Below are 20,325 nucleotides of genomic sequence, written 5' to 3'. Positions count from 1 at the left end.
GAAAGGCGGCACCGACCCGGGATGGGCCGGTGCCAGATTCACTGGCCGTGATACTCCACCAAGGCCGGCAGGGGGCTGAGTTCCGGCAGGTGGCGTGCCCAGCGCAGGAAGGCATCCGCCAGGGTAATGCCGAGCTCCTGATTGTGCTGGGTCAGGGTGCGGGCAAGGGCCGTGTAGCCCTCCTTGCCGGAGGCGGTATAGGCACTGGAGACCCCGCGATAGATGGCATCCGGCTCGACGTGCTGCCACTGACCCGGGCTGGCTTCCCATTCCAGGCGAGTGATCCTCTCCCCTTTGGGTCTGTCGGCCTGATAGCAGAAGCGCACCCCGGCGGTATAGGGGAAGCTGCCGCTGCCATTGCCCGTCACCCCGTTGTTGGTGGCGTTGTCGATGGCCCCCTCCAGCGCTTCGGCCAGTTCATGGCCGTGCACCCGGTAGAGGGTGAGGGGAATGGCAAAGGGCAGCAGGCGTCCGGCAACGTCTGCTTCGGTCAGGGGGCCGGGCTCGAGGGAGCAGCGTACGCCCCCGGCATTGTGCAGGGCAAAGTCCACCTGACCCACCTGTTCGCGGGCACTGGCCAGCATGGCACTCGCTACCAGGGGGGCGACCTGGCTGCCGGCGGGCAGGCTGTCATCGGGCAGGCGCTGATGATGGAGCGGATCAGCGAGCCGGGTCACCACGCGCCGGGTCATGGTTTCGAGCTCGGGGCGATAGCGTCTGGCCAGATACTGCTCGAGCTCGGGGGCCGGTTCGCAGAAGTGCAGCCCCGCAGGAGGCTGGGAAGCAAAGGGCCAGGGATCCCAGGGTAACCACTCCAGCTGGCCGCGGCTTTGGCACACGCGTCCCTGCTCGTCGAAGGTGAGTTCGCACACCCCGAGACAGAGGGCGCTGTGGGCGGCGTGCAGGATGGCCACCCCGTTCACCATGAGGGGATAGCTGCCTTCGCTGTCGAGCCCGAGCGGTGCCAGATCCCCCAGCAGGCTGTGGGTGTGTCCGCCGACGATGAGGCTGAGCTCGGGGAAGCGGGTCGCCAGTCGCTTGTCCTGCGCCAGACCCAGGTGGCTGAGCAGGATAATGTGCTGGATGCCGGCGGCCTTGATCTCGCCGAGGGCACGGCTTAAGGTCTCTTCGATACCGTGGAAACGGGTGTGGGGATCGGGGCTCGCGATGGCGGCCATCTGCGGCAGCGTGATGCCGAGCAGGGCGAAGGGCACGTCGTCGATGACGCGCTTGTGCCAGGGGCGGCTTGCGTCAAACAGCTGCGGCAGTCCCTGCAGCCGCAGCGGGGCATCGGCGGGCTCCTGACGGTTGTCGATGTTGGCGGCGAGCACCGGGAAATCGAGCTGGCGCAAAAACTCCACCAGCGGCCCGTTGCCCAGATCGAATTCGTGGTTGCCGATCACCATGGCATCCGGTCGCAAGAGGGCCAGCAGGTCCGCATTGGCCCGCCCTTTGAAGCGGTTGAAGTAAAGTGACCCCTGGAAGGTATCGCCGCCATGCAGCAGCAGGCAGGTCTGGCCGGCTGCCTCGGCCTGTTGGCGCAGGGCGGTGAGCCGGGTCAGGATGCGGCCATAGCCGCCGCACTGGGTGCGCCATTCGGACTCGCCATCGGGGGAGAAGCGCATGGGGGCGCCATCGAAATGGGAGTGGCAGTCGCTGAAGTGGGCAAGTTGAACCGTCATACTCAAGGCTCGGTCCTCCTTAGGAAAAAAGAGCACCGAGTCTACTGCATGGGGTGGGGGGGATACCAGCCCGGCGGCAGCCGGGCCGGTAAAGAGTCAGGCGGGAACCATGATCTGGGTGGCGAGGATCACTACCAGCAGGCCGACGGCCACCGGCAGCGAGGTACGTTTGACCACCTCGAACGGAGAGAGATTGCCCATCCCCGCACAGGCGACCACCACCCCGGAGACCGGCGAGATGGTGCGGCCGAGGTTGGATGCCTGCAGCATGGGGATCACCAGATAGGCCGGGTTGACGCCGAGGCTGGTGGCCAAATGGGGGATGAGCTCAACGAAGGCGTAGAAGGGGGCGTTGCCGGAACCCGTGGTGAAGGCCGCCAGGGTGGTGATGACCACCAGCACCAGCATGATGACGATGCCGCCGGTACCGAAGCTCTGGGCCAGATCAAGGAGGTTGGCGATGAAACCAAGCCCCATCAGACCCTGGGCAAAGACCCCGGCACCCACCAGCAGCATCACCACGCCGGCGAAGGCGTCGGCCATGTTGCGCCAGCACACCTGCAGTCCGTCCAGCAGCTCGCGGCCGTTGCGCTTGCGCACCAGCTCCAGCAGGGCGGCCAGCACCAGGCAGATGACGATGATGGTGACGATGTCGAGCTTGGGCCCCAGTTTGCCGTCAAACAGCAGCACACCGATGATGGGGGTGAAGGGCAGGATGGCGTAGAAACCGGGGGCGTCGGTGACGAGATCGCTCGGGGCGACCGCGGCGTTGTGCTCCCCGGCCTTCTGATCCAGATAACGCTGCCAGAAGAAGTGGGTCACCGCCATGGCGGCGATGGCCACCAGGGAAATAGGCAGGGTCAGCTTGAAGGCAAACTCGATGAGCTCCATGTTCGCGGCCTGGGCGGCCATCACCACGTCCCCCGAGGTGGGGGAGAGGATGATGGCGGCCGGCGAGGCGCACACCGCCGCCGCCGCGCCACGTGAGATCCCCATGTTGACCATCAGCGGGAAGAGGGTGGCCATCAGCAGAACCCCGAGGCCGGTTGCGGAGCTCACCGCCAGCGACATGGCGCAGGCGACCAGATAGGCGGCCACCAGCAGGATGTAGGGGGACTTGATGACACCGAGGGGCTTGCTCGCGAGCTTCACCAGTATGGTGTTGGCACCGATGTGGCTCATGTAGCCAGCAAAGCCGCACAGCACCATGATGAGCATGCCGAGGCCACCCCCCCTGTCGACCAGCAGGAAGCGCACGTATTCGAAGATGTCGGTGGCCATGTGGCCGGTGGAGGGGACGCTCGCCGGCAGCACCGCCTTGCCCATCAGGGCGGTGATCGCCAGCAGCAGCAGGCCGCCGCTGAGCAGTACCCCGGTGGCGGAGTAGCCCTTGAAGATGTAGCGACCCACGGCCAGGGTGACCAGGGTGCCGATCAGGAGTTCTATCATAAAACCTTCCCAAGAGTTGAAGTGAGGGGGTGGCCTGCCAGGGCTCACCAGAGGGTTGCGCTGGACTATCCGGTATCGGCCAACAAAAACACTGCGGATATTACCCACTAAGGAGTATTTCACCATCCATTCGATGGCAGCTTGTGATCTCGACTGCAAATCCCCGCCTGAGCCGGGGTGATGACTCGCACGTTTGCAGCAACCGGGTGCCAAGAGCGGATGACAGGGGGCTGGATCAGGGGTAATCTCCCAATCGGGTTATTAATTCATTGATTATTAATTGAAATTAAGCCGGGACTCACAAGGAGCAAAGCCGCGGACAGATGGGACTCTTCAGCAAGACAGGGGTGACGGTGGCCCTCATTTATGCCGCCTCAATCGGTGCTGTACCTTCCCACTATGCCGGTGTGAAGGTCGCCCCCGATATCAAGGTCGACTTCCAGTTCTATCGGGTCTCCGGGGCCGATGTGGGGGCCGTGATGCGCCAGATCACCGCCTTGTCGCCCACCCAGGCGGACGGGCACATCGGCAAGGCCAGTTATCAGCTCTCCTGGCAGTTGCAGACGAAGGCGACGGCGGCGCGCTGCGAGCTGGAGCAGGCCAGCGTCCGTGCCCGCATCCAGGTCAGGGTGCCCAACTGGATGGACAAGGCCCGTGCGCCCGCGAAGGAGCGCCAGAAGTGGGACAAGCTGGTGGCCGCCATGTTTGACTACGAGAGCCGTCACAAGGACATCCTGCTGGAGAGCGTGAGCCAGCTTGGCACGCGCCTCGCCCAGTTGCCGGTGACCCGGGATTGCCCAACCCTGGAGCATCAGGGCTGGCAGGCAGGGCAGGCGGTGCTGGAGGCCACCCGGGCGCGGTTCGACACCCTGGCCAGCCAGACCGATCAGGGGCGCAAGCTGGGGGTCGTCTGGCCCAGGGCTGGCTGATGACACGTGTACAGGCCCATGGACGCTCATGGAAAACATAAAAAACGGGCTGATTGAGCCCGTTTTTTATTGGTGCGCCCAATGGTGTGGAGGCGGGCAGCCCCGGCTCCTGGGGAGTTAGTCGCGCAGTGGCTTGCCCCTGCGCAGCCTTCGCACCCAGTAGCGGGCGGGATGGAGCGCCTCCAGCAGATCGGCGGCCAGCGGCAGGGGATCGCCGCAGATCTCGCTGGCGACCAGTTCGCCGCACAGGGGCGCCGAGCACAGACCCCGGGAGCCGAGCGCCCCCAGCACGTAGAGGCCGGCGTGCAGGGGTAGTGCGCTCTGCTGATCCGCGGGGGCGTGGACGTCATGATCCGCCAGCGCCGCCAACCGGGCGACGGGCCCGGCGACCGGCAGGTGATCCCGGCTGGCGCAGCGCACCCCGATGCGGGCCTGAGCGCCGCTCACATCCACCTCGGCGGGCCAGCGCTGCTGGGGCACACAGGCTTGCAGCCGCGCCCTGTTCTGGTCCTGCTCGTCGGCGCGGTAGGCAAGGTCGGTCTGGTTGCGGCCATAGCTGGCCCCGATACAGTGCGCACCGTTGTGGGCCGGGGTGAGGTAGCCATCGTAGCAGAGCACGGTCTTGAGCTGGCTCAAGCTCGCCGTGGTCGGCACATGGCTCACCTGGCCGCGCACCGGATAGAGGGGAAGCTCGGCAAAGGGGAGAAGGGTTGGCAACTGATGCCCGGCCGCCACCACCAGATTGGGGGCGTGCCACTGGCGGCCATCCCGGCTCTCCAGGTGCCAGCCACCGTCCTCTTCGGCAATGCGGGTTACAGCGGCATTGAACACCACTTCCAGCCGCCTGCTGGCCTGCGCCTCCCTGATGGCGGCGCGGGTGAGATCCGCCGGACAGAGCCAGCCCCCCAGGGGATAGCTCACACCATCCGCATCGCAGGGCAGGCCGACCACCTGCTCAACCTCCGCTGCCGAGAGTGGGTGCATCAGCTCGGGGGGGAAGGGGCCCTGGCTCATCTTGGCAAGCTTGGCGGCGGATTTGTCGTCGTAGCCGAGTTGGGTGACGCCACACAGCGAGAAGGCGACGGGGTGGTGCTTTGCCAGGGCCAGCAGCCGGTTTCTGGCAAAGCCAAAGGCCAGCGAATAGAAGCGCGACAGGGCATCGTGCTCGCCGTTGAGCAGGGGGTAGAGGGCTCCTTGTCGATTGCCGGAGGCGCCGCTGGCCGGTTCGCCATTTTCGCACAGCAAGGTGACGTGCCGACCCCGCTCCACCAGAGAGAGCGCCGTCATGGCGGAAGCGATGCCGCCACCGATGATGAGCACCTCTCCCTCCCGCCCTGCGGGGCGGGCATACCAGGGGGCGATGCTCTGCTGCGGCACTTTGCCTTCCCGAACACCCGCCAGCATCTCCCGCTTGCTGCCATGGCCCTTCACCTTCTTCATGGCAAAGCCGGCGGCAATCAGCCCCCGTCGCACGAAACCGGCGCAGGTAAAGGTCGAGAGGGTGGCATCGGGGCGGGCGAGGCGAGCGAGATTGTCGAAGAGCTCCTGGGTCCACATCTCTGGGTTCTTGGCAGGGGAGAAACCGTCCAGATACCAAGCGTCCACCAGACCGGTTGCCGGATGGGGCACGTGAGGCAGCATCTCCTTGATGTCGCCAAACCAGAGATCGAGGCGGATGCGGCCATCGGCAAAGAGCAGGCGATGGCAGCCGGAGACCGGCAACGGCCACTGGTCGATGAGAGGCTGGCTCAAGGGGGCGAGCTCGGGCCAGGCGGCCAGGGCCTTGCGCAGATCGGCCTGGGTAAGGGGGTATTTCTCGACGCTGATGAAGTGCAGCCGGGATCCGTTGCCGGACAGGGGGGCCTGTTCCAGAAAGGCGGCCATTGTGGCCAGAAAGTTAAGTCCTGTACCGAAACCTGTTTCACCAATCACGAAACTGTCACTATCGTGATGCGAAAATCGCTCTGGCAGTCGATTTTGCTGCAAAAAGACGTAGCGGGTTTCACTTAGACCGTTATCATTGGAAAAGTACACATCCCCGAACTCACTGGAGACTGGAGTTCCCGCTTCGTTCCAGTCCAATCGGGCATGATGTAAGGATGTTTGACTCACGTTTTCCTCGGCTCGCGTCACAAAATCGCGGGCATTCTACGTGAAAGCAGACCAGTTTGGCAGCCGAAAGCGGGTAGACTCGGTGCCAGTTTTTCCAGACGAGATGAATTAATGAGAAGAGCAGTGATCACCGGTATCGGCGTCATCTCCAGTATCGGCAACAACAAGGAAGAGGTGCTGGCCTCCCTGAAAGCAGGTAAATCCGGCATCACCTATTCCGAGCAGTTCGAGCAGTACAACCTGCGCAGCCGTGTCTGGGGTAACATCAAACTCGATCCGTCTGAACTGATCGACCGTAAAGTCATGCGTTTCATGGGTGACGCCGCGGCCTACGCCTACCTCTCCATGCAGCAGGCCATCGAAGATGCCGGCCTGCCGGAAGAGATGGTCTCCAACGAGCGTACCGGCATCGTGACCGGTTCCGGCGGCGCCTCCGGCAAGAACACCTCCGAGTCTGCCGATATCGCCCGTGAAAAGGGCGTCAAGCGGGTGGGTCCCTACATGGTGCCGCGTACCATGTCCTCCACCACCTCCGCCTGTCTTGCTACCCCATTCAAGATCAAGGGTGTCAACTACACCATCAGCTCCGCCTGTGCGACCTCTGCCCACTGCATCGGTCATGCCTTGGAACTGATCCAGCTTGGCAAGCAGGACATCATCTTTGCCGGTGGCGGCGAGGAGCTGGACTGGTCTTCCACCATCCAGTTCGACGCCATGGGCGCGCTCTCCACCAAGTACAACGACAACCCGGAAAAAGCGTCCCGCACCTATGATGCGGACCGCGACGGCTTCGTCATCTCCGGTGGCGGCGGCATCCTGGTGGTCGAGGAGCTGGAACACGCCCTGGCCCGTGGTGCCCACATCTACGCCGAAATCACCGGTTACGGTGCGACCTCCGACGGCTACGACATGGTGGCCCCGAGCGGTGAAGGCGCCGTGCGTTGCATGAAGATGGCGATGCAGGGGGTCGGCAAGGTGGATTACATCAACACCCACGGTACCTCCACTCCGGTCGGTGACACCAAGGAGCTGGAAGCCATTCAGACCCTGTTTGGCAGCAATGCACCCAAGCTCTCCGCCACCAAGGCGATGACCGGCCATGCTCTGGGCGCCGCCGGCGTGCACGAGGCCGTCTACTCCCTGCTGATGATGGAACACGGCTTCATCGCCCCCAGCATCAACATCGAGAATCTGGACGAGAAAGCCGTGGGCCTGCCCATCGTGCGTGAATACGAAGCGGCCGACCTCAATACCGTCATGTCCAACAGCTTCGGCTTTGGCGGTACCAACGCCTCTCTGGTGTTCAGCAAGTTCAAGGCTTGATGCTCACCGGATTGACGACATAGAAAAAGGCGCCGAAAGGCGCCTTTTTTATTGAACTCTTTTTATTGAACTCTGCTGATGGTTCTCGGTTCTGGACCGTTGTCTGCCAGGGGCAACCGCATATAGACCGCCCCGTCACCATACTCCACCAGCGATTTGCCGGTGTCGGCGGGCACAAACCCCTGCTTGCGCCAGAAGGCGGGGGCATCCTGAACCGCCACCAGGCCTGCATGGCGATATCCAGCATGGCTCGCGAAAGCGAGCGCCCTTGCCAGCAGCCGCTGTCCGACACCCAGGCCGCGTGCCTTGCTCGAGACAGCGAGATCGTGCAGATAGAACTCGTCGTGACCGGCCAGCGCCTTCATCGGCACCGAGAGGGGCGGGGGCTGGTGGGCACGCCAGGGGTGGCAGAGCAGGTAACCCAGCACTTTGCCCTGACGCTCGGCCACCCAGCAGGAGGCGGGGGCCAGCTCGGTTTTGTTCTGCATCACTTCGAGGGGCTCGGGTTGGAACTGGTGATAACACTCGTGCTGGATGGCCATGATGGCGGGCCAGTCTGGCGTGCGGATGGTGCGGATCGTGATCATGATGCGGGTCGGGTCCGTACTCAAACCGTGGCAAAAAGGGGTGACAGCATACCCCAGAGAACACACAAACGAAACCGGGTCACCTGTCAGCGACTCGTCAGCGAACCGGCTCCTTGCTCACGACCTTGATCAGCTGGTAGCGCAAGGAAGGGGCATCGGCCGGCACATCGGTAAGTTGCTCCTTGGTCACTTCCAGCTGGTAGCGGTAGCCCGGCTCGAAGGTGAAGCCCTCGATCTGCTGATAGAAGAGGCTCCAGTTCTCGCCCGGCTGACTGCGTACCTGCATGCACTTCATGGGGGCGACACCGACGCAGTCTGCCAACTTGTCCTGGATATAGAGGGTTTCGGTAGTCGGGGCGCTCTGGCAGGCGCTGAGCAGGAGGGCGGAGCTGAGGAGCAGGGGAGATTTCATGATGAGTGTCCTTGGCGTAAAAGGGCGCGATTAAACCTGCAAAAGAAAAGGCGGTCAATGACCGCCTTTGTAACAAACCATGACAGATCGGGCTCAGCGCTGATCGAGGGGCACGAACTCGCGCAGGGGCTGACCGGTGTAGAGCTGACGGGGACGGCCGATCTTCTGATCCGGGTCCGAGTGCATCTCGTTCCAGTGGGCAATCCAGCCGATGGTACGGGAAATGGCGAAGATCACGGTGAACATGGACATGGGGATGCCGATGGCCTTCATGATGATGCCGGAGTAGAAGTCCACGTTCGGGTAGAGCTTCTTCTCGATGAAGTAGGGGTCGGACAGCGCGATGCGCTCCAGCTCCATGGCCACGTCCAGCAGCGGATCTTTGATCTGCAGCTCGGTAAGCACCTCGTGGCAGGTTTCGCGCATCACGGTGGCACGGGGATCGTGGTTCTTGTAGACCCGGTGGCCGAAGCCCATCAGACGGAACGGATCGTTCTTGTCCTTGGCGCGGCCGATGTACTCGGGAATGCGATCCACGGAGCCAATCTCTTCGAGCATCTTGAGGCAGGCTTCGTTGGCACCGCCGTGGGCCGGGCCCCACAGTGAGGCGATCCCCGCGGCGATACAGGCAAACGGGTTGGCACCGGAAGAACCGGCCAGACGCACGGTGGAGGTGGAGGCGTTTTGCTCATGATCCGCATGCAGGGTGAAGATGCGGTCCATGGCGCGCTCGACGATGGGGTTGACCTTGTACTCTTCGGTCGGCACGCCAAACATCATGTGCAGGAAGTTGCCTGCATAGGAGAGGGCGTTGCGCGGTTGCATGAAGGGCTGGCCGATGGAGTACTTGTAACACATGGCGGCCAGGGTCGGCATCTTGGAGAGCAGACGGAAGGCACAGATCTCGCGATGCTCCTCGTTGTTGATGTCGAGGGCGTCGTGATAGAAGGCGGACAGCGCGCTGACCACGCCGCACATGACGGCCATGGGGTGGGCGTCGCGGCGGAAGCCGCGGAAGAAGAAGGCGATCTGCTCGTGCACCATGGTGTGGCGGGTGACCAGACGTTCAAATTCCGCATATTGGGTCTTGGTGGGGGCCTCGCCGTACAGCAGGATGTAGCAGACTTCGAGGTAGCTGGCCTGGGTGGCCAACTGGGCGATGGGGTAACCGCGGTGCAGCAAGACACCCTGGTCGCCATCGATGTAGGTGATGGAAGATTTGCAAGAACCGGTGGCCATGAAGCCGGGGTCGAAGGTGAAATATCCTTGCGTGCCCAGCTTTCTGACATCGATCACATCGGGTCCAACGGTACCGGAGAGGATCGGCAGTTCAACCGGCTCTTTTCCGGGCAGATGTAGGGTGGCTATCTTATCAGCCATAGCACGTCTCCTTTGCTCTTTTATAATTTGGTTCCAGCCCTACTTTATTACGACTGTTATGACGCTGGCAAAGGTTCTTACCCGTACCACGGCGGCTGGAGCGCCTTATTTGAACCAGAGAACCATGTCTTTGTCAATTTTGCTGGATGTTCATTAATGACTTGTTAAAGCTGTTGTGAGATCTGGTTTACGGTTTTGGATTTTCTGTGTAGCTATTTGATTGTCATTGGTTAAGGCCGCCGATATACTGCGCCACGTGGGTGATGGTCGTCGGTGTTTGAAACGCTTTCGCAAAGCCAGATGTGATATCGAAAATGTTATTTTTGGCTTTCCTGAGTTGTTTTGGTAACAAAAACCTAACAAATGCCACTCCTCGCCCTCAAAGCGTGTGAAAACAATAACTAACGTGCTCAATGGAGCTGAGTGGGCAAAGCCGTGAAAAACAAACAGAGACCTGTAAACCTCGACCTACAGACGATCAGCTTTCCTGTCACCGCCATCGCTTCCATCTTGCATCGTGTCTCAGGGGTCATCACCTTTGTGGCATTGGCCATCTTGCTGTGGATGCTTGGTACTTCACTCGCCTCTCCCGAAGGATTTGAATCGGTCGTTGCCATCATGGACAACTTCCTGGTCAAGTTCGTGCTGTGGGGGATCCTGACCGCGCTGGCTTACCACATCGTGGGCGGTCTGCGGCACCTGGTCATGGACATGGGCTATTGGGAAGAGCTGGAATCCGGTAATCAGAGTGCCCGTGTGGCCTTCGTGATCACCGCGGTTTTGGCGGTATTGGCGGGGGTACTGTTATGGTAACCAATTCTGCAACTTTCGGGCGCAGCGGTGTTCATGATTACATCCTGATCCGCGCCACCGCCCTCATCATGACGTGCTACGTCCTCTATCTGGTTGGCTTTGTCGCGTTCAACGACATCACCTACGAGGTGTGGACCGGCTTCTTCTCCAACACCTTCACCAAGGTCTTCACCCTGCTGACGCTCGTATGCGTCTTGATCCACGCCTGGATCGGTCTGTGGCAGGTGCTGACCGACTATATCAAGCCGGTCGGACTGCGCGGTGCGCTGCAGTTTGTGCTGGTGGTGGTGCTGTTTGTCTATGTGATGACTGGTTTCGTCGTGCTGTGGGGTGTGTAAGGTGACTATTCCAACTCGTGAATTTGATGCGGTCGTGATCGGTGCCGGTGGTGCCGGCATGCGCGCCGCGCTGCAGATTGCCCAGTCCGGCAAGAGCTGCGCCCTGTTATCCAAGGTTTTCCCGACCCGTTCCCACACGGTCTCCGCCCAGGGCGGGATCACGGTCGCCCTGGGCAATGCCCACGACGACAACTGGCAGTGGCACATGTATGACACCGTCAAGGGCTCCGATTATATCGGTGATCAGGAAGCCATCGAATACATGTGCAAGACCGGCCCCGAGGCCATCTATGAGCTGGAGAACATGGGCTTGCCTTTCTCCCGCTTTGACAACGGTACCGTCTACCAGCGTCCGTTCGGCGGTCAGTCCAAGAACTTCGGCGGCGAGCAGGCTGCCCGCACTGCGGCGGCAGCCGACCGTACCGGTCACGCCCTGCTGCACACCCTGTATCAACAAAACGTCAAGAACAAGACCACCGTCTTCTCCGAGTGGTATGCCCTGGATCTGGTGAAGAACCAGGATGGCCATATCGTCGGCTGTACCGCCATCGACATGGAGAGCGGCGAAGTCGTCTACTTCAAGGCCAAGGCCACCGTGCTCGCCACCGGCGGCGCTGGTCGCATCTATCAGTCCACCACCAACGCCCACATCAACACCGGTGACGGCGTCGGCATGGCGCTGCGCGCCGGGGTCGGCGTGCAGGACATGGAGTTCTGGCAGTTCCACCCCACCGGTATTGCCGGGGCAGGGGTACTGGTGACCGAGGGTTGCCGTGGTGAAGGCGGCTACCTGCTGAACAAGGACGGCGAGCGCTTCATGGAGCGTTATGCGCCAAACGCCAAGGATCTGGCCGGTCGCGACGTGGTGGCCCGTTCCATCATGATCGAGATCCGCGAAGGCCGTGGCTGTGACGGTCCCTGGGGCCCGCACATCAAGCTCAAGCTGGATCATCTGGGCAAAGAGGTGTTGGAATCCCGCCTGCCGGGCATCTGCGAGCTCTCTCGCACCTTCGCCCACGTGGATCCGGTCAAAGAGCCCATCCCCATCATCCCGACCTGCCACTACATGATGGGCGGCGTGCCGACCAGCGTGAACGGCCAGTGCCTGACCCAGGACAAGGATGGCAATGACGTGCCGGTGGTCGGTCTGTTCGCGGTGGGCGAGATCGCCTGCGTCTCCGTGCACGGTGCCAACCGTCTGGGCGGCAACTCCCTGCTGGATCTGGTGGTGTTCGGTCGTGCTGCCGGCATGCACCTGGTGGAGACCCTTGGCTCGATGGAGCACGGCGTGGAAGCCACCGACGCCGACATCGCCAAGGCACTGGAGCGCTTCAACCGCTGGGAAAACAACCGTGACGGGGAAGACCCGGCCCAGATCCGCAAGGACCTGCAGCGCTGCATGCAGAACAACTTCTCCGTGTTCCGGGAAGGGGATGCCATGGCAGAAGGGCTGGCCGAGCTGAAACTCATCCGCGAGCGTCTCAAGAACGCCCGTCTGGACGACACCTCCAAGGAGTTCAATACCCAGCGCATCGAGTGCCTGGAGCTGGACAACCTGATGGAGACCGCCTATGCCACCGCGGTGGCGGCGAACTTCCGTACCGAGAGTCGTGGCGCCCACAGCCGCTTCGACTTCCCGGAGCGTGACGATGAGAGCTGGCTGTGCCACAGCCTCTATCATCCGGACACCGAGTCCATGACCCGTCGCGCTGTCAACATGTCACCCAAGACCCGTGAGGCGTTCCCGCCCAAGGTCCGGACTTACTGATTGCGGAGCCAAGCACAATGAACGTCACATTCTCTGTCTACAGATACAATCCGGACGTTGATAACGTCCCGTATATGAAGGATTATCGTCTTGATATTCCTGAAGGTTCCGACATGATGGTGCTCGACGCACTGATCCAGCTCAAGGAGCTGGATCCCACGCTCGCCTTCCGCCGCTCCTGCCGCGAAGGGGTATGTGGATCTGACGGTCTCAACATGAATGGCAAGAACGGTCTGGCCTGCATCACGCCGCTCTCCGATCTCTTGAAGAAGGGCAGCAAGGTCGTCATTCGGCCCTTGCCCGGTCTGCCGGTGATCCGGGATCTGGTGATCGACATGACCCAGTTCTACACCCAGTGGGAGAAGGTCAAACCCTTCCTCATCAACGACGAAAAACTGCCGCCCGTGCGTGAGCACCTGCAATCCCCCGAAGAGCGCGCCAAGCTGGATGGCCTGTACGAGTGCATACTCTGTGCCTGCTGCTCCACCTCTTGCCCCTCCTTCTGGTGGAACCCGGACAAGTTCATCGGTCCGGCCGGCCTGCTCGCCGCCTATCGCTGGCTGGCGGACAGCCGCGATACTGCGGCCAGTGAGCGACTGGGCAACCTGGATGACGCCTTCAGCGTGTTCCGCTGCCACGGCATCATGAACTGCGTGAACGTCTGTCCCAAGGGCTTGAACCCGACCAAGGCCATCGGTCAGATCAAGTCGATGTTGCTCAACCGAGCCGTGTAGTATCGGGGCCAGGGCGCCTTGCGCCGGGCCCGACCTCTGGATAGCCATCCCGCCCCGGGATGGCTATGACCCTACAAGCTGCAGTGCAGCGAACAAGATGTACAAGGGATAGAAATGCATAACGGCGTGATGAAGGCCTGGTTGGAGTCATCTCACCTGGCTGGTGCGAATGCAAGCTACATTGAGGATTTGTACGAATCCTTCCTGGAAAACCCCGACTCCGTTGCCGACGAATGGCGCAGCCTGTTCCAGTCGCTGCCCCAGGTCAACGGACATGCAGTAGAACAACCCCACTCCCAGGTTCGCGACTATTTCCGCCGCCTGGCCAAGGACTCCTCCCGTTACAGCGCTCCCGTCTCCGATCCCCAGGTGGATGCCAAGCAGGTTCGCGTACTGCAACTGATCAACGCCTTCCGCTTCCGCGGTCACCAGAACGCCAACCTGGACCCCCTGGGTCTGTGGCAGCGCGAGCCGGTCGCCGAGCTGGACCCGGCCTTCCACAACCTGCAAGGTGCAGACATGGAGGCCACCTTCAATGTGGGCTCCTACGCCATCGGTCGCGAGACCATGGTCCTCTCCGATCTGTATGCCTCGCTGAAGAAAACCTATTGCGGCAGCATCGGCGCCGACTACATGCACCTCACCTCCACCGAGGAGAAGCGCTGGCTGCAAGACAGGCTGGAATCCATCGAAGGGACGGGCAACTATACCCTCGAAGAGAAGACCCGCTTCCTCGAGAGCCTGACCGCCGCCGAAGGGCTGGAAAAATACCTGGGTGCCAAGTTCCCGGGGGCCAAGCGTTTCTCCCTGGAAGGGGGCGATGCCATGGTGCCCATGCTCAAAGAGCTTATTCGCCGCGCCGGTGAGCAGGGTTGCAAGGAAGCCGTCATCGGCATGGCCCACCGCGGTCGCCTCAACGTGCTCATCAACGTGCTGGGCAAGCGCGCCCAGGACCTGTTCGACGAGTTCGCCGGCAAGCACGGCGAATCCTGGGGAACAGGGGACGTGAAGTACCACATGGGCTTCTCCTCCGACTTCGCCACCCCGGGCGGCAACGTCCACCTGGCGCTCGCCTTCAACCCGTCGCACCTCGAGATCGTCAACCCCGTGGTCATCGGCTCGGTGCGTGCCCGTATGGACCGTCGCGGTGACAAGGACGGCTCCAGCGTCCTGCCCATCACCATCCACGGTGACTCCGCCATCGCGGGGCAGGGGGTTGTTGCCGAGACCTTCAACATGTCCCAGACCCGTGCCTATGGCGTGGGCGGCACGGTGCGCATCGTCATCAACAACCAGGTGGGCTTCACCACCTCCTATATCCGTGACCTGCGCTCCACCGAATATTGCACCGACATCGCCAAGGCGGTGCAGGCCCCTGTGCTGCACGTCAACGGGGATGACCCGGAAGCCGTGGTGCTGGTGACCCAAATTGCCCTGGATTACCGCAACACCTTCAAGCGCGATGTGGTGATCGAGCTGGTCTGCTACCGTCGTCACGGTCACAACGAGGCCGACGAGCCGAGCGCGACCCAGCCCCTGATGTATCAGAAGATCAAGCAGCACCCGACTCCGCGCAAGATCTACGCCGATCAGCTGATCGCCGAAGGAGCCATCGCACCGGAGCTGGCCACCACGCTAGTCAACGACTATCGCGATACCCTGGATCGGGGCGAGCGGGTGAGCAAGGAGTGGCGCCCCATGGAGCTGCACTCCGTGGACTGGACCCCTTATCTGGGTCACGACTGGGCCATGGCCTATGACAGCACTGTGCCCATGGATCATCTGAAGGCCCTGGGCGAGCGCATCAGCCAATACCCGGCGACCCATGTGCTGCAACGTCAGGTCGAGAAGATCTACGAAGACCGTCGCCTGATGGCCGCCGGTGAGAAGCTGGTGGACTGGGGCTTTGCCGAGACTCTGGCCTACGCCACCCTGGTGGACAAGGGATCCCGCATTCGCTTTACCGGGGAAGACTCCGGCCGCGGTACCTTCTTCCATCGCCACGCCGTGCTGCACAGCCAGACCGATGCCAGCACCTACACCCCGCTGTGCAACCTGCACGACGAGCAGGGCCCGTTCGAGGTGTACGACTCCGTGCTGACCGAGAACGCGGTACTGGCGTTTGAATATGGCTACGCCAGCGCGGAGCCGGCCGGTCTCACCATCTGGGAAGCCCAGTTCGGTGACTTCGCCAACTGCGCCCAGGTGGTGGTGGACCAGTTCCTCTCCTCCGGCGAGCAGAAGTGGGGCCGGATGTGCGGCCTGACCATGCTGCTGCCCCACGGTTACGAGGGCCAGGGCCCGGAGCACTCCTCTGCCCGTCTGGAGCGTTACCTGCAGATGTGCGCCCAGCACAACATGCAGGTGTGCGTGCCCTCCACCCCGGCGCAGGTGTTCCACATGCTGCGTCGCCAGGTGGTGCGCCCCATGCGCCGTCCGCTCATCGTGATGACGCCCAAATCCCTGCTGCGCCACCCGCTGGCGGTGAGCAAGCTCGAAGAGCTGGCAGAGGGCACCTTCCAGAACGCCATCGGCGAAATCGATGCGCTGGATCCCAAAGGCGTCAAGCGCGTGGTCTTCTGCTCCGGCAAGGTTTACTACGACCTGCTCGATGCCCGTCGCAAGGCCGAGCAGCAGGACGTGGCCCTGGTACGGATCGAGCAGCTCTACCCCTTCCCGGAAGAGGAAGTGCGCGCCATCCTGGCCGATTACAGCCATGTCACCGACTTCGTCTGGTGTCAGGAAGAGCCGCAGAACCAGGGCGCCTGGTACAGCACCCGTCATCACTACGACAGCGTGCTGCCAAGCCATGCCCGTCTGCGTTATGCCGGTCGCCCGGCCTCGGCCTCACCGGCTGTCGGTTACATGTCCGTCCACGCCAAGCAGCAAAAAGCCCTGGTGGAAGACGCCCTTACCCTGGAATAACGAGTTGTGGATGAGAGGGCCCGTGTCGGGACCCTCTCTGACCTGGAACAAGCCTGCTGGCCAAGAAGTAACAAGGAACTGATTACATGACTATCGAGATCAAGGTACCGGACCTGCCGGAATCAGTGGCGGATGCCACCATCGCGACCTGGCACAAGAAACCGGGTGATCTGGTTGCCCGTGACGAAGTGCTGGTTGACATCGAAACCGATAAAGTCGTGCTGGAAGTGCCCGCGCCGGAAGCCGGCGTACTGGGCGACATCCTGCAGAGCGAAGGGGCCACCGTGCTCTCCCGCCAGCTGATCGCCATGCTCAAGCCGACCCCCGTTGCTGGTGAAGCGACCAGCGAAAAGCCGATGGAAGCCGTGGCCGATGACGCTGCCGATGGCCTGAGCCCTTCCGTGCGCCGCATGGTGGCCGAACACGACATCGACGTCGCCAAGCTGACCGGCACCGGCAAGGGTGGTCGTGTCACCAAGGAAGACGTGGAAGCCTTTATCAAGAATCTGGGCAAGGCTTCTGTGGCTGCACCGACTGCTGCCGCTCCCGTGGCTGCCGCACCGGTCGCGCCGCTGGCCGGTCGCACCGAGAAGCGTGTGCCCATGACCCGTCTGCGCAAGCGCATCGCCGAGCGTCTGCTGGAGGCCAAGAACACCACCGCCATGCTGACTACTTTCAACGAGATCAACATGGCGCCCATCATGAAGCTGCGCAAGCAGTACGGCGAGATCTTCGAGAAGAAGCACGGCATCAAGCTCGGCTTCATGTCCTTCTATGTGAAGGCCGTGGTCGAATCCCTCAAGCGCTACCCGGAAGTGAACGCAGCGCTGGACGGTGACGACATCGTCTACCACAACTACTTCGACGTCAGCATCGCCGTCTCCACCCCCCGTGGTCTGGTGACCCCGGTGCTGCGCGACTGCGACAACATGAGCCTGGCGGACATCGAGAAGGCCATCAAAGACCTGGCCGGCAAGGGCCGTGACGGCAAGCTGACCGTGGATGAACTGACCGGCGGCAACTTCACCATCACCAACGGTGGCGTGTTCGGCTCCCTGATGTCCACCCCCATCATCAACCCGCCCCAGAGTGCCATTCTGGGCATGCACAAGATCCAGGACCGCCCCATGGCCGTCGACGGCAAGGTCGAGATCCTGCCGATGATGTACCTGGCGCTCTCCTACGATCACCGCATCATCGACGGCCGCGAGTCCGTGGGCTTCCTGGTCTCCATCAAGGAGCTCCTGGAAGACCCGACCCGTCTGCTGCTGGATGTCTGAGCAAGCGTGACTGAAAGATAACGAGGGGCCGCCCAGGCCCCCATTCACAGGGGATTGAGAAACACGAGCCCCGGACGGAAATACCTACAACACGGATAGAGCATCTATGAATCTGCATGAATATCAGGCAAAACAGCTGTTTGCCGAGTATGGCCTGCCGGTCTCCGAAGGTTATGCCTGTGCTACCCCGCAGGAAGCGGCCGAAGCGGCCGACAAGATTGGCGGCAACACCTGGGTCGTCAAGTGCCAGGTCCACGCCGGTGGCCGCGGCAAGGCGGGCGGCGTCAAGCTGGCCAAGAGCAAGGACGAGATCCGCGCCTTCGCCCAGAACTGGCTCGGCAAGAATCTGGTGACCTATCAGACTGACGCCAATGGTCAGCCGGTTACCAAGATCCTGGTGGAGTCCTGCACCGACATCGCCAAGGAACTGTACCTGGGCGCCGTGGTCGACCGTGGCTCTCGCCGCGTGGTCTTCATGGCTTCCACCGAAGGTGGCGTGGAGATTGAGAAAGTCGCCCACGAAACCCCGGAACTCATTCACAAGGCTGCCATCGATCCCCTGGTAGGCCCGCAGCCCTACCAGGCCCGCGAGCTGGCCTTCAAGCTGGGTCTGGTCGGCGATCAGATCAAGCAGTTCACCAAGATCTTCATGGGCCTGGGCCAGATGTTCCTGGACTGCGACTTCGCCCTGCTGGAGATCAACCCCCTGGTCATCACCGACAAGGGCAACCTGCACTGCCTGGACGGCAAGATCAACATCGACGCCAACGCCCTGTACCGTCAGCCCAAACTGCGCGAGATGCACGATCCGTCCCAAGATGACCCCCGCGAAGCGCACGCCGCCCAGTGGGAGCTGAACTATGTGGCCCTCGATGGCAACATCGGCTGCATGGTCAACGGCGCGGGCCTGGCCATGGGCACCATGGACATCGTCAACCTGCACGGCGGTTCACCGGCCAACTTCCTGGACGTCGGCGGCGGCGCCACCAAGGAGCGCGTGACCGAGGCCTTCAAGATCATCCTCTCCGACAGCAAGGTACAAGCCGTGCTGGTCAACATCTTCGGTGGCATCGTGCGCTGCGACATGATCGCGGAAGGCATCATCGGTGCCGTCAAGGAAGTGGGTGTGAAAGTGCCCGTGGTGGTGCGTCTGGAAGGCAACAACGCCGAACTGGGTGCCCGTAAACTGGCCGACAGCGGCCTCAATATCATCGCCGCAACGAGTCTGACTGACGCAGCTCAGCAAGTGGTAAAAGCAGCGGAGGCCAAATAATGAGCGTTCTGATCAACAAAGACACCAAGGTGATCTGCCAGGGCTTCACCGGCGGTCAGGGTACCTTCCACTCCGAACAGGCCATTGCCTACGGTACCCAGATGGTCGGCGGCGTGTCCCCGGGCAAGGGTGGCACCACTCACCTGGGCCTGCCGGTGTTCAACACCGTCCGTGACGCCGTGGAAGCCACCGGCGCCACCGCCTCCGTCATCTATGTCCCGGCCCCGTTCTGCAAGGACGCCATCCTGGAAGCCATCGATGCCGGCATCAAGCTCATCGTCACCATCACCGAAGGCATCCCGACCCTGGACATGCTGGACGTCAAGGTGAAGCTGCAGGAAACCGGCGTGCGGATGATCGGCCCCAACTGCCCGGGTGTCATCACCCCGGGTGAGTGCAAGATTGGCATCATGCCGGGCCACATCCACAAGCCGGGCAAGGTGGGCATCGTCTCGCGCTCCGGCACTCTGACCTATGAAGCGGTCAAGCAGACCACGGACGAGGGCTTCGGCCAGTCCACCTGCGTCGGTATCGGTGGCGACCCCATCCCGGGTTCCAACTTCATCGACATTCTGGAGATGTTCCAGAATGACCCGCAGACCGAAGCCATCGTGATGATCGGCGAGATCGGCGGCAACGCCGAGGAAGACGCGGCGGCCTACATCAAGGCTCACGTAACCAAGCCGGTGGTCTCCTACATCGCGGGTGTCACCGCCCCGGCTGGCAAGCGCATGGGTCATGCGGGCGCCATCATCGCCGGTGGCAAAGGCACCGCGGCCGAGAAATTTGCCGCCCTGGAAGATGCCGGTGTGAAAACCGTGCGCTCCTTGGCCGATATCGGCAAGGCCCTGCGTGAAGTAACCGGCTGGTAAGTTCTTTCGGTCCGTTATCTCTGATAAAAATGCCGCCCGATGGGCGGCTTTTTTATGGCAACAGATTACTGAGCGCCATCTAGTAAAAGCAATTGCCTATGGTTTGATTCAAGTCAACTATCAATGCAAGATGCATGAACTAGATTAAAGTGAAATCTATCGAAAAACAGGAAGGTGCTACGTGCCATATGATTTAACTAAGAGATTAGTTGTTGGCCTTTCTTCTAGGGAAGGTGCGAATAAGCGGGGAAATTCTTCTCGGCTGACTCAGTCATTTCATTTCTTCATGTTTGAGCCGATTTTTTTCTCCCGTAAATGCCTTGAATCAGCCTATTTAGACCGTTTCTTCGCCATTTAAGGCGTTATTCCCAGTTTTTAGTGAGATCTCTCCCACTGACGTATCATTTGGTCCGCCCGAAACAGGTTGGCCAGCGTGAATAACATCGCC

The 20,325-nt window shown here is 61.7% G+C and carries 16 protein-coding genes; 10 read left to right on the top strand and 6 right to left on the bottom strand.

Going from position 1 to position 20,325, the window contains the following annotated elements:
* Nucleotides 1-38: 38 nt before the first annotated feature.
* Both J9893_RS12265 and dcuC read right to left on the bottom strand, forming a co-directional pair.
* On the bottom strand, nt 39-1,688 hold the full coding sequence (locus tag J9893_RS12265; protein ID WP_210600550.1) for a bifunctional UDP-sugar hydrolase/5'-nucleotidase: 1,650 nt from the start codon (nt 1,686-1,688) through the stop codon (nt 39-41).
* Nucleotides 1,689-1,778: 90 nt separating this feature from the next.
* Nucleotides 1,779-3,131: an anaerobic C4-dicarboxylate transporter DcuC gene (gene dcuC / locus J9893_RS12260; RefSeq protein ID WP_010674486.1), complete on the bottom strand. Its 1,353-nt coding sequence runs from the start codon at nt 3,129-3,131 to the stop codon at nt 1,779-1,781.
* 323 nt (nt 3,132-3,454) lie between these two features.
* Here dcuC and J9893_RS12255 point away from each other — a divergent pair, with 323 nt between their 5' ends.
* Complete coding sequence (locus tag J9893_RS12255; RefSeq protein ID WP_010674487.1) at nt 3,455-4,060, top strand: DUF922 domain-containing protein; 606 nt, start codon at nt 3,455-3,457, stop codon at nt 4,058-4,060.
* Nucleotides 4,061-4,177: 117 nt separating this feature from the next.
* Here J9893_RS12255 and mnmC read toward each other — a convergent pair whose 3' ends face one another.
* Nucleotides 4,178-6,193 carry a bifunctional tRNA (5-methylaminomethyl-2-thiouridine)(34)-methyltransferase MnmD/FAD-dependent 5-carboxymethylaminomethyl-2-thiouridine(34) oxidoreductase MnmC gene (gene mnmC / locus J9893_RS12250; protein WP_210600549.1) on the bottom strand — a complete coding sequence of 672 codons (2,016 nt, stop codon included), beginning with the start codon at nt 6,191-6,193 and terminating at the stop codon, nt 4,178-4,180.
* A gap of 90 nt (nt 6,194-6,283) precedes the next feature.
* Here mnmC and fabB point away from each other — a divergent pair, with 90 nt between their 5' ends.
* Nucleotides 6,284-7,495 carry a beta-ketoacyl-ACP synthase I gene (gene fabB / locus J9893_RS12245; RefSeq protein ID WP_029314417.1) on the top strand — a complete coding sequence of 404 codons (1,212 nt, stop codon included), beginning with the start codon at nt 6,284-6,286 and terminating at the stop codon, nt 7,493-7,495.
* A gap of 62 nt (nt 7,496-7,557) precedes the next feature.
* Here fabB and J9893_RS12240 read toward each other — a convergent pair whose 3' ends face one another.
* The 3 genes from J9893_RS12240 to J9893_RS12230 form a co-directional block, all read right to left on the bottom strand.
* Nucleotides 7,558-8,082: a GNAT family N-acetyltransferase gene (locus tag J9893_RS12240; protein ID WP_201997502.1), complete on the bottom strand. Its 525-nt coding sequence runs from the start codon at nt 8,080-8,082 to the stop codon at nt 7,558-7,560.
* 97 nt (nt 8,083-8,179) lie between these two features.
* Nucleotides 8,180-8,494 carry a DUF4377 domain-containing protein gene (locus tag J9893_RS12235; RefSeq protein ID WP_201997503.1) on the bottom strand — a complete coding sequence of 105 codons (315 nt, stop codon included), beginning with the start codon at nt 8,492-8,494 and terminating at the stop codon, nt 8,180-8,182.
* A gap of 93 nt (nt 8,495-8,587) precedes the next feature.
* Complete coding sequence (locus J9893_RS12230) at nt 8,588-9,874, bottom strand: citrate synthase (RefSeq protein WP_010674492.1); 1,287 nt, start codon at nt 9,872-9,874, stop codon at nt 8,588-8,590.
* Nucleotides 9,875-10,297: 423 nt separating this feature from the next.
* Here J9893_RS12230 and sdhC point away from each other — a divergent pair, with 423 nt between their 5' ends.
* The 8 genes from sdhC to sucD all read left to right on the top strand — a co-directional run bounded on the left by sdhC (nt 10,298) and on the right by sucD (nt 19,877).
* A complete protein-coding gene (sdhC, locus tag J9893_RS12225) occupies nt 10,298-10,687 on the top strand; it encodes a succinate dehydrogenase cytochrome b556 subunit (RefSeq protein ID WP_210600548.1) in 390 nt (129 codons plus the stop codon).
* Nucleotides 10,681-11,025: a succinate dehydrogenase, hydrophobic membrane anchor protein gene (gene sdhD / locus J9893_RS12220; protein ID WP_010674495.1), complete on the top strand. Its 345-nt coding sequence runs from the start codon at nt 10,681-10,683 to the stop codon at nt 11,023-11,025. Before sdhC ends, sdhD begins: the two co-directional genes overlap by 7 nt.
* 1 nt (nt 11,026) lies before the next feature.
* On the top strand, nt 11,027-12,793 hold the full coding sequence (gene sdhA, locus J9893_RS12215; RefSeq protein WP_029314421.1) for a succinate dehydrogenase flavoprotein subunit: 1,767 nt from the start codon (nt 11,027-11,029) through the stop codon (nt 12,791-12,793).
* Between the two features lie 17 nt (nt 12,794-12,810).
* A complete protein-coding gene (locus J9893_RS12210; protein WP_010674497.1) occupies nt 12,811-13,527 on the top strand; it encodes a succinate dehydrogenase iron-sulfur subunit in 717 nt (238 codons plus the stop codon).
* A 114-nt stretch (nt 13,528-13,641) separates the two neighbouring features.
* A complete protein-coding gene (sucA, locus tag J9893_RS12205; protein WP_069785453.1) occupies nt 13,642-16,452 on the top strand; it encodes a 2-oxoglutarate dehydrogenase E1 component in 2,811 nt (936 codons plus the stop codon).
* A gap of 86 nt (nt 16,453-16,538) precedes the next feature.
* Entirely contained in the window at nt 16,539-17,732 is a 1,194-nt protein-coding gene (odhB, locus tag J9893_RS12200; RefSeq protein WP_210600547.1) for a 2-oxoglutarate dehydrogenase complex dihydrolipoyllysine-residue succinyltransferase, read from the top strand.
* A 106-nt stretch (nt 17,733-17,838) separates the two neighbouring features.
* Nucleotides 17,839-19,005, top strand: coding sequence for an ADP-forming succinate--CoA ligase subunit beta (gene sucC, locus J9893_RS12195; protein ID WP_005300220.1), 1,167 nt, complete (start codon nt 17,839-17,841; stop codon nt 19,003-19,005).
* A complete protein-coding gene (gene sucD / locus J9893_RS12190; RefSeq protein WP_005300222.1) occupies nt 19,005-19,877 on the top strand; it encodes a succinate--CoA ligase subunit alpha in 873 nt (290 codons plus the stop codon). The genes sucC and sucD overlap by 1 nt, the downstream gene beginning before the upstream one ends.
* The last annotated feature ends 448 nt before the right edge of the window (nt 19,878-20,325 follow it).

It is taken from the genome of Aeromonas sp. MaB10011B (genome assembly GCF_017939325.1).
GTDB lineage: Bacteria > Pseudomonadota > Gammaproteobacteria > Enterobacterales > Aeromonadaceae > Aeromonas > Aeromonas caviae.
Note: the sequence above shows the minus strand (reverse complement) of the source record. Positions and strands in the feature narration are given on the sequence as shown.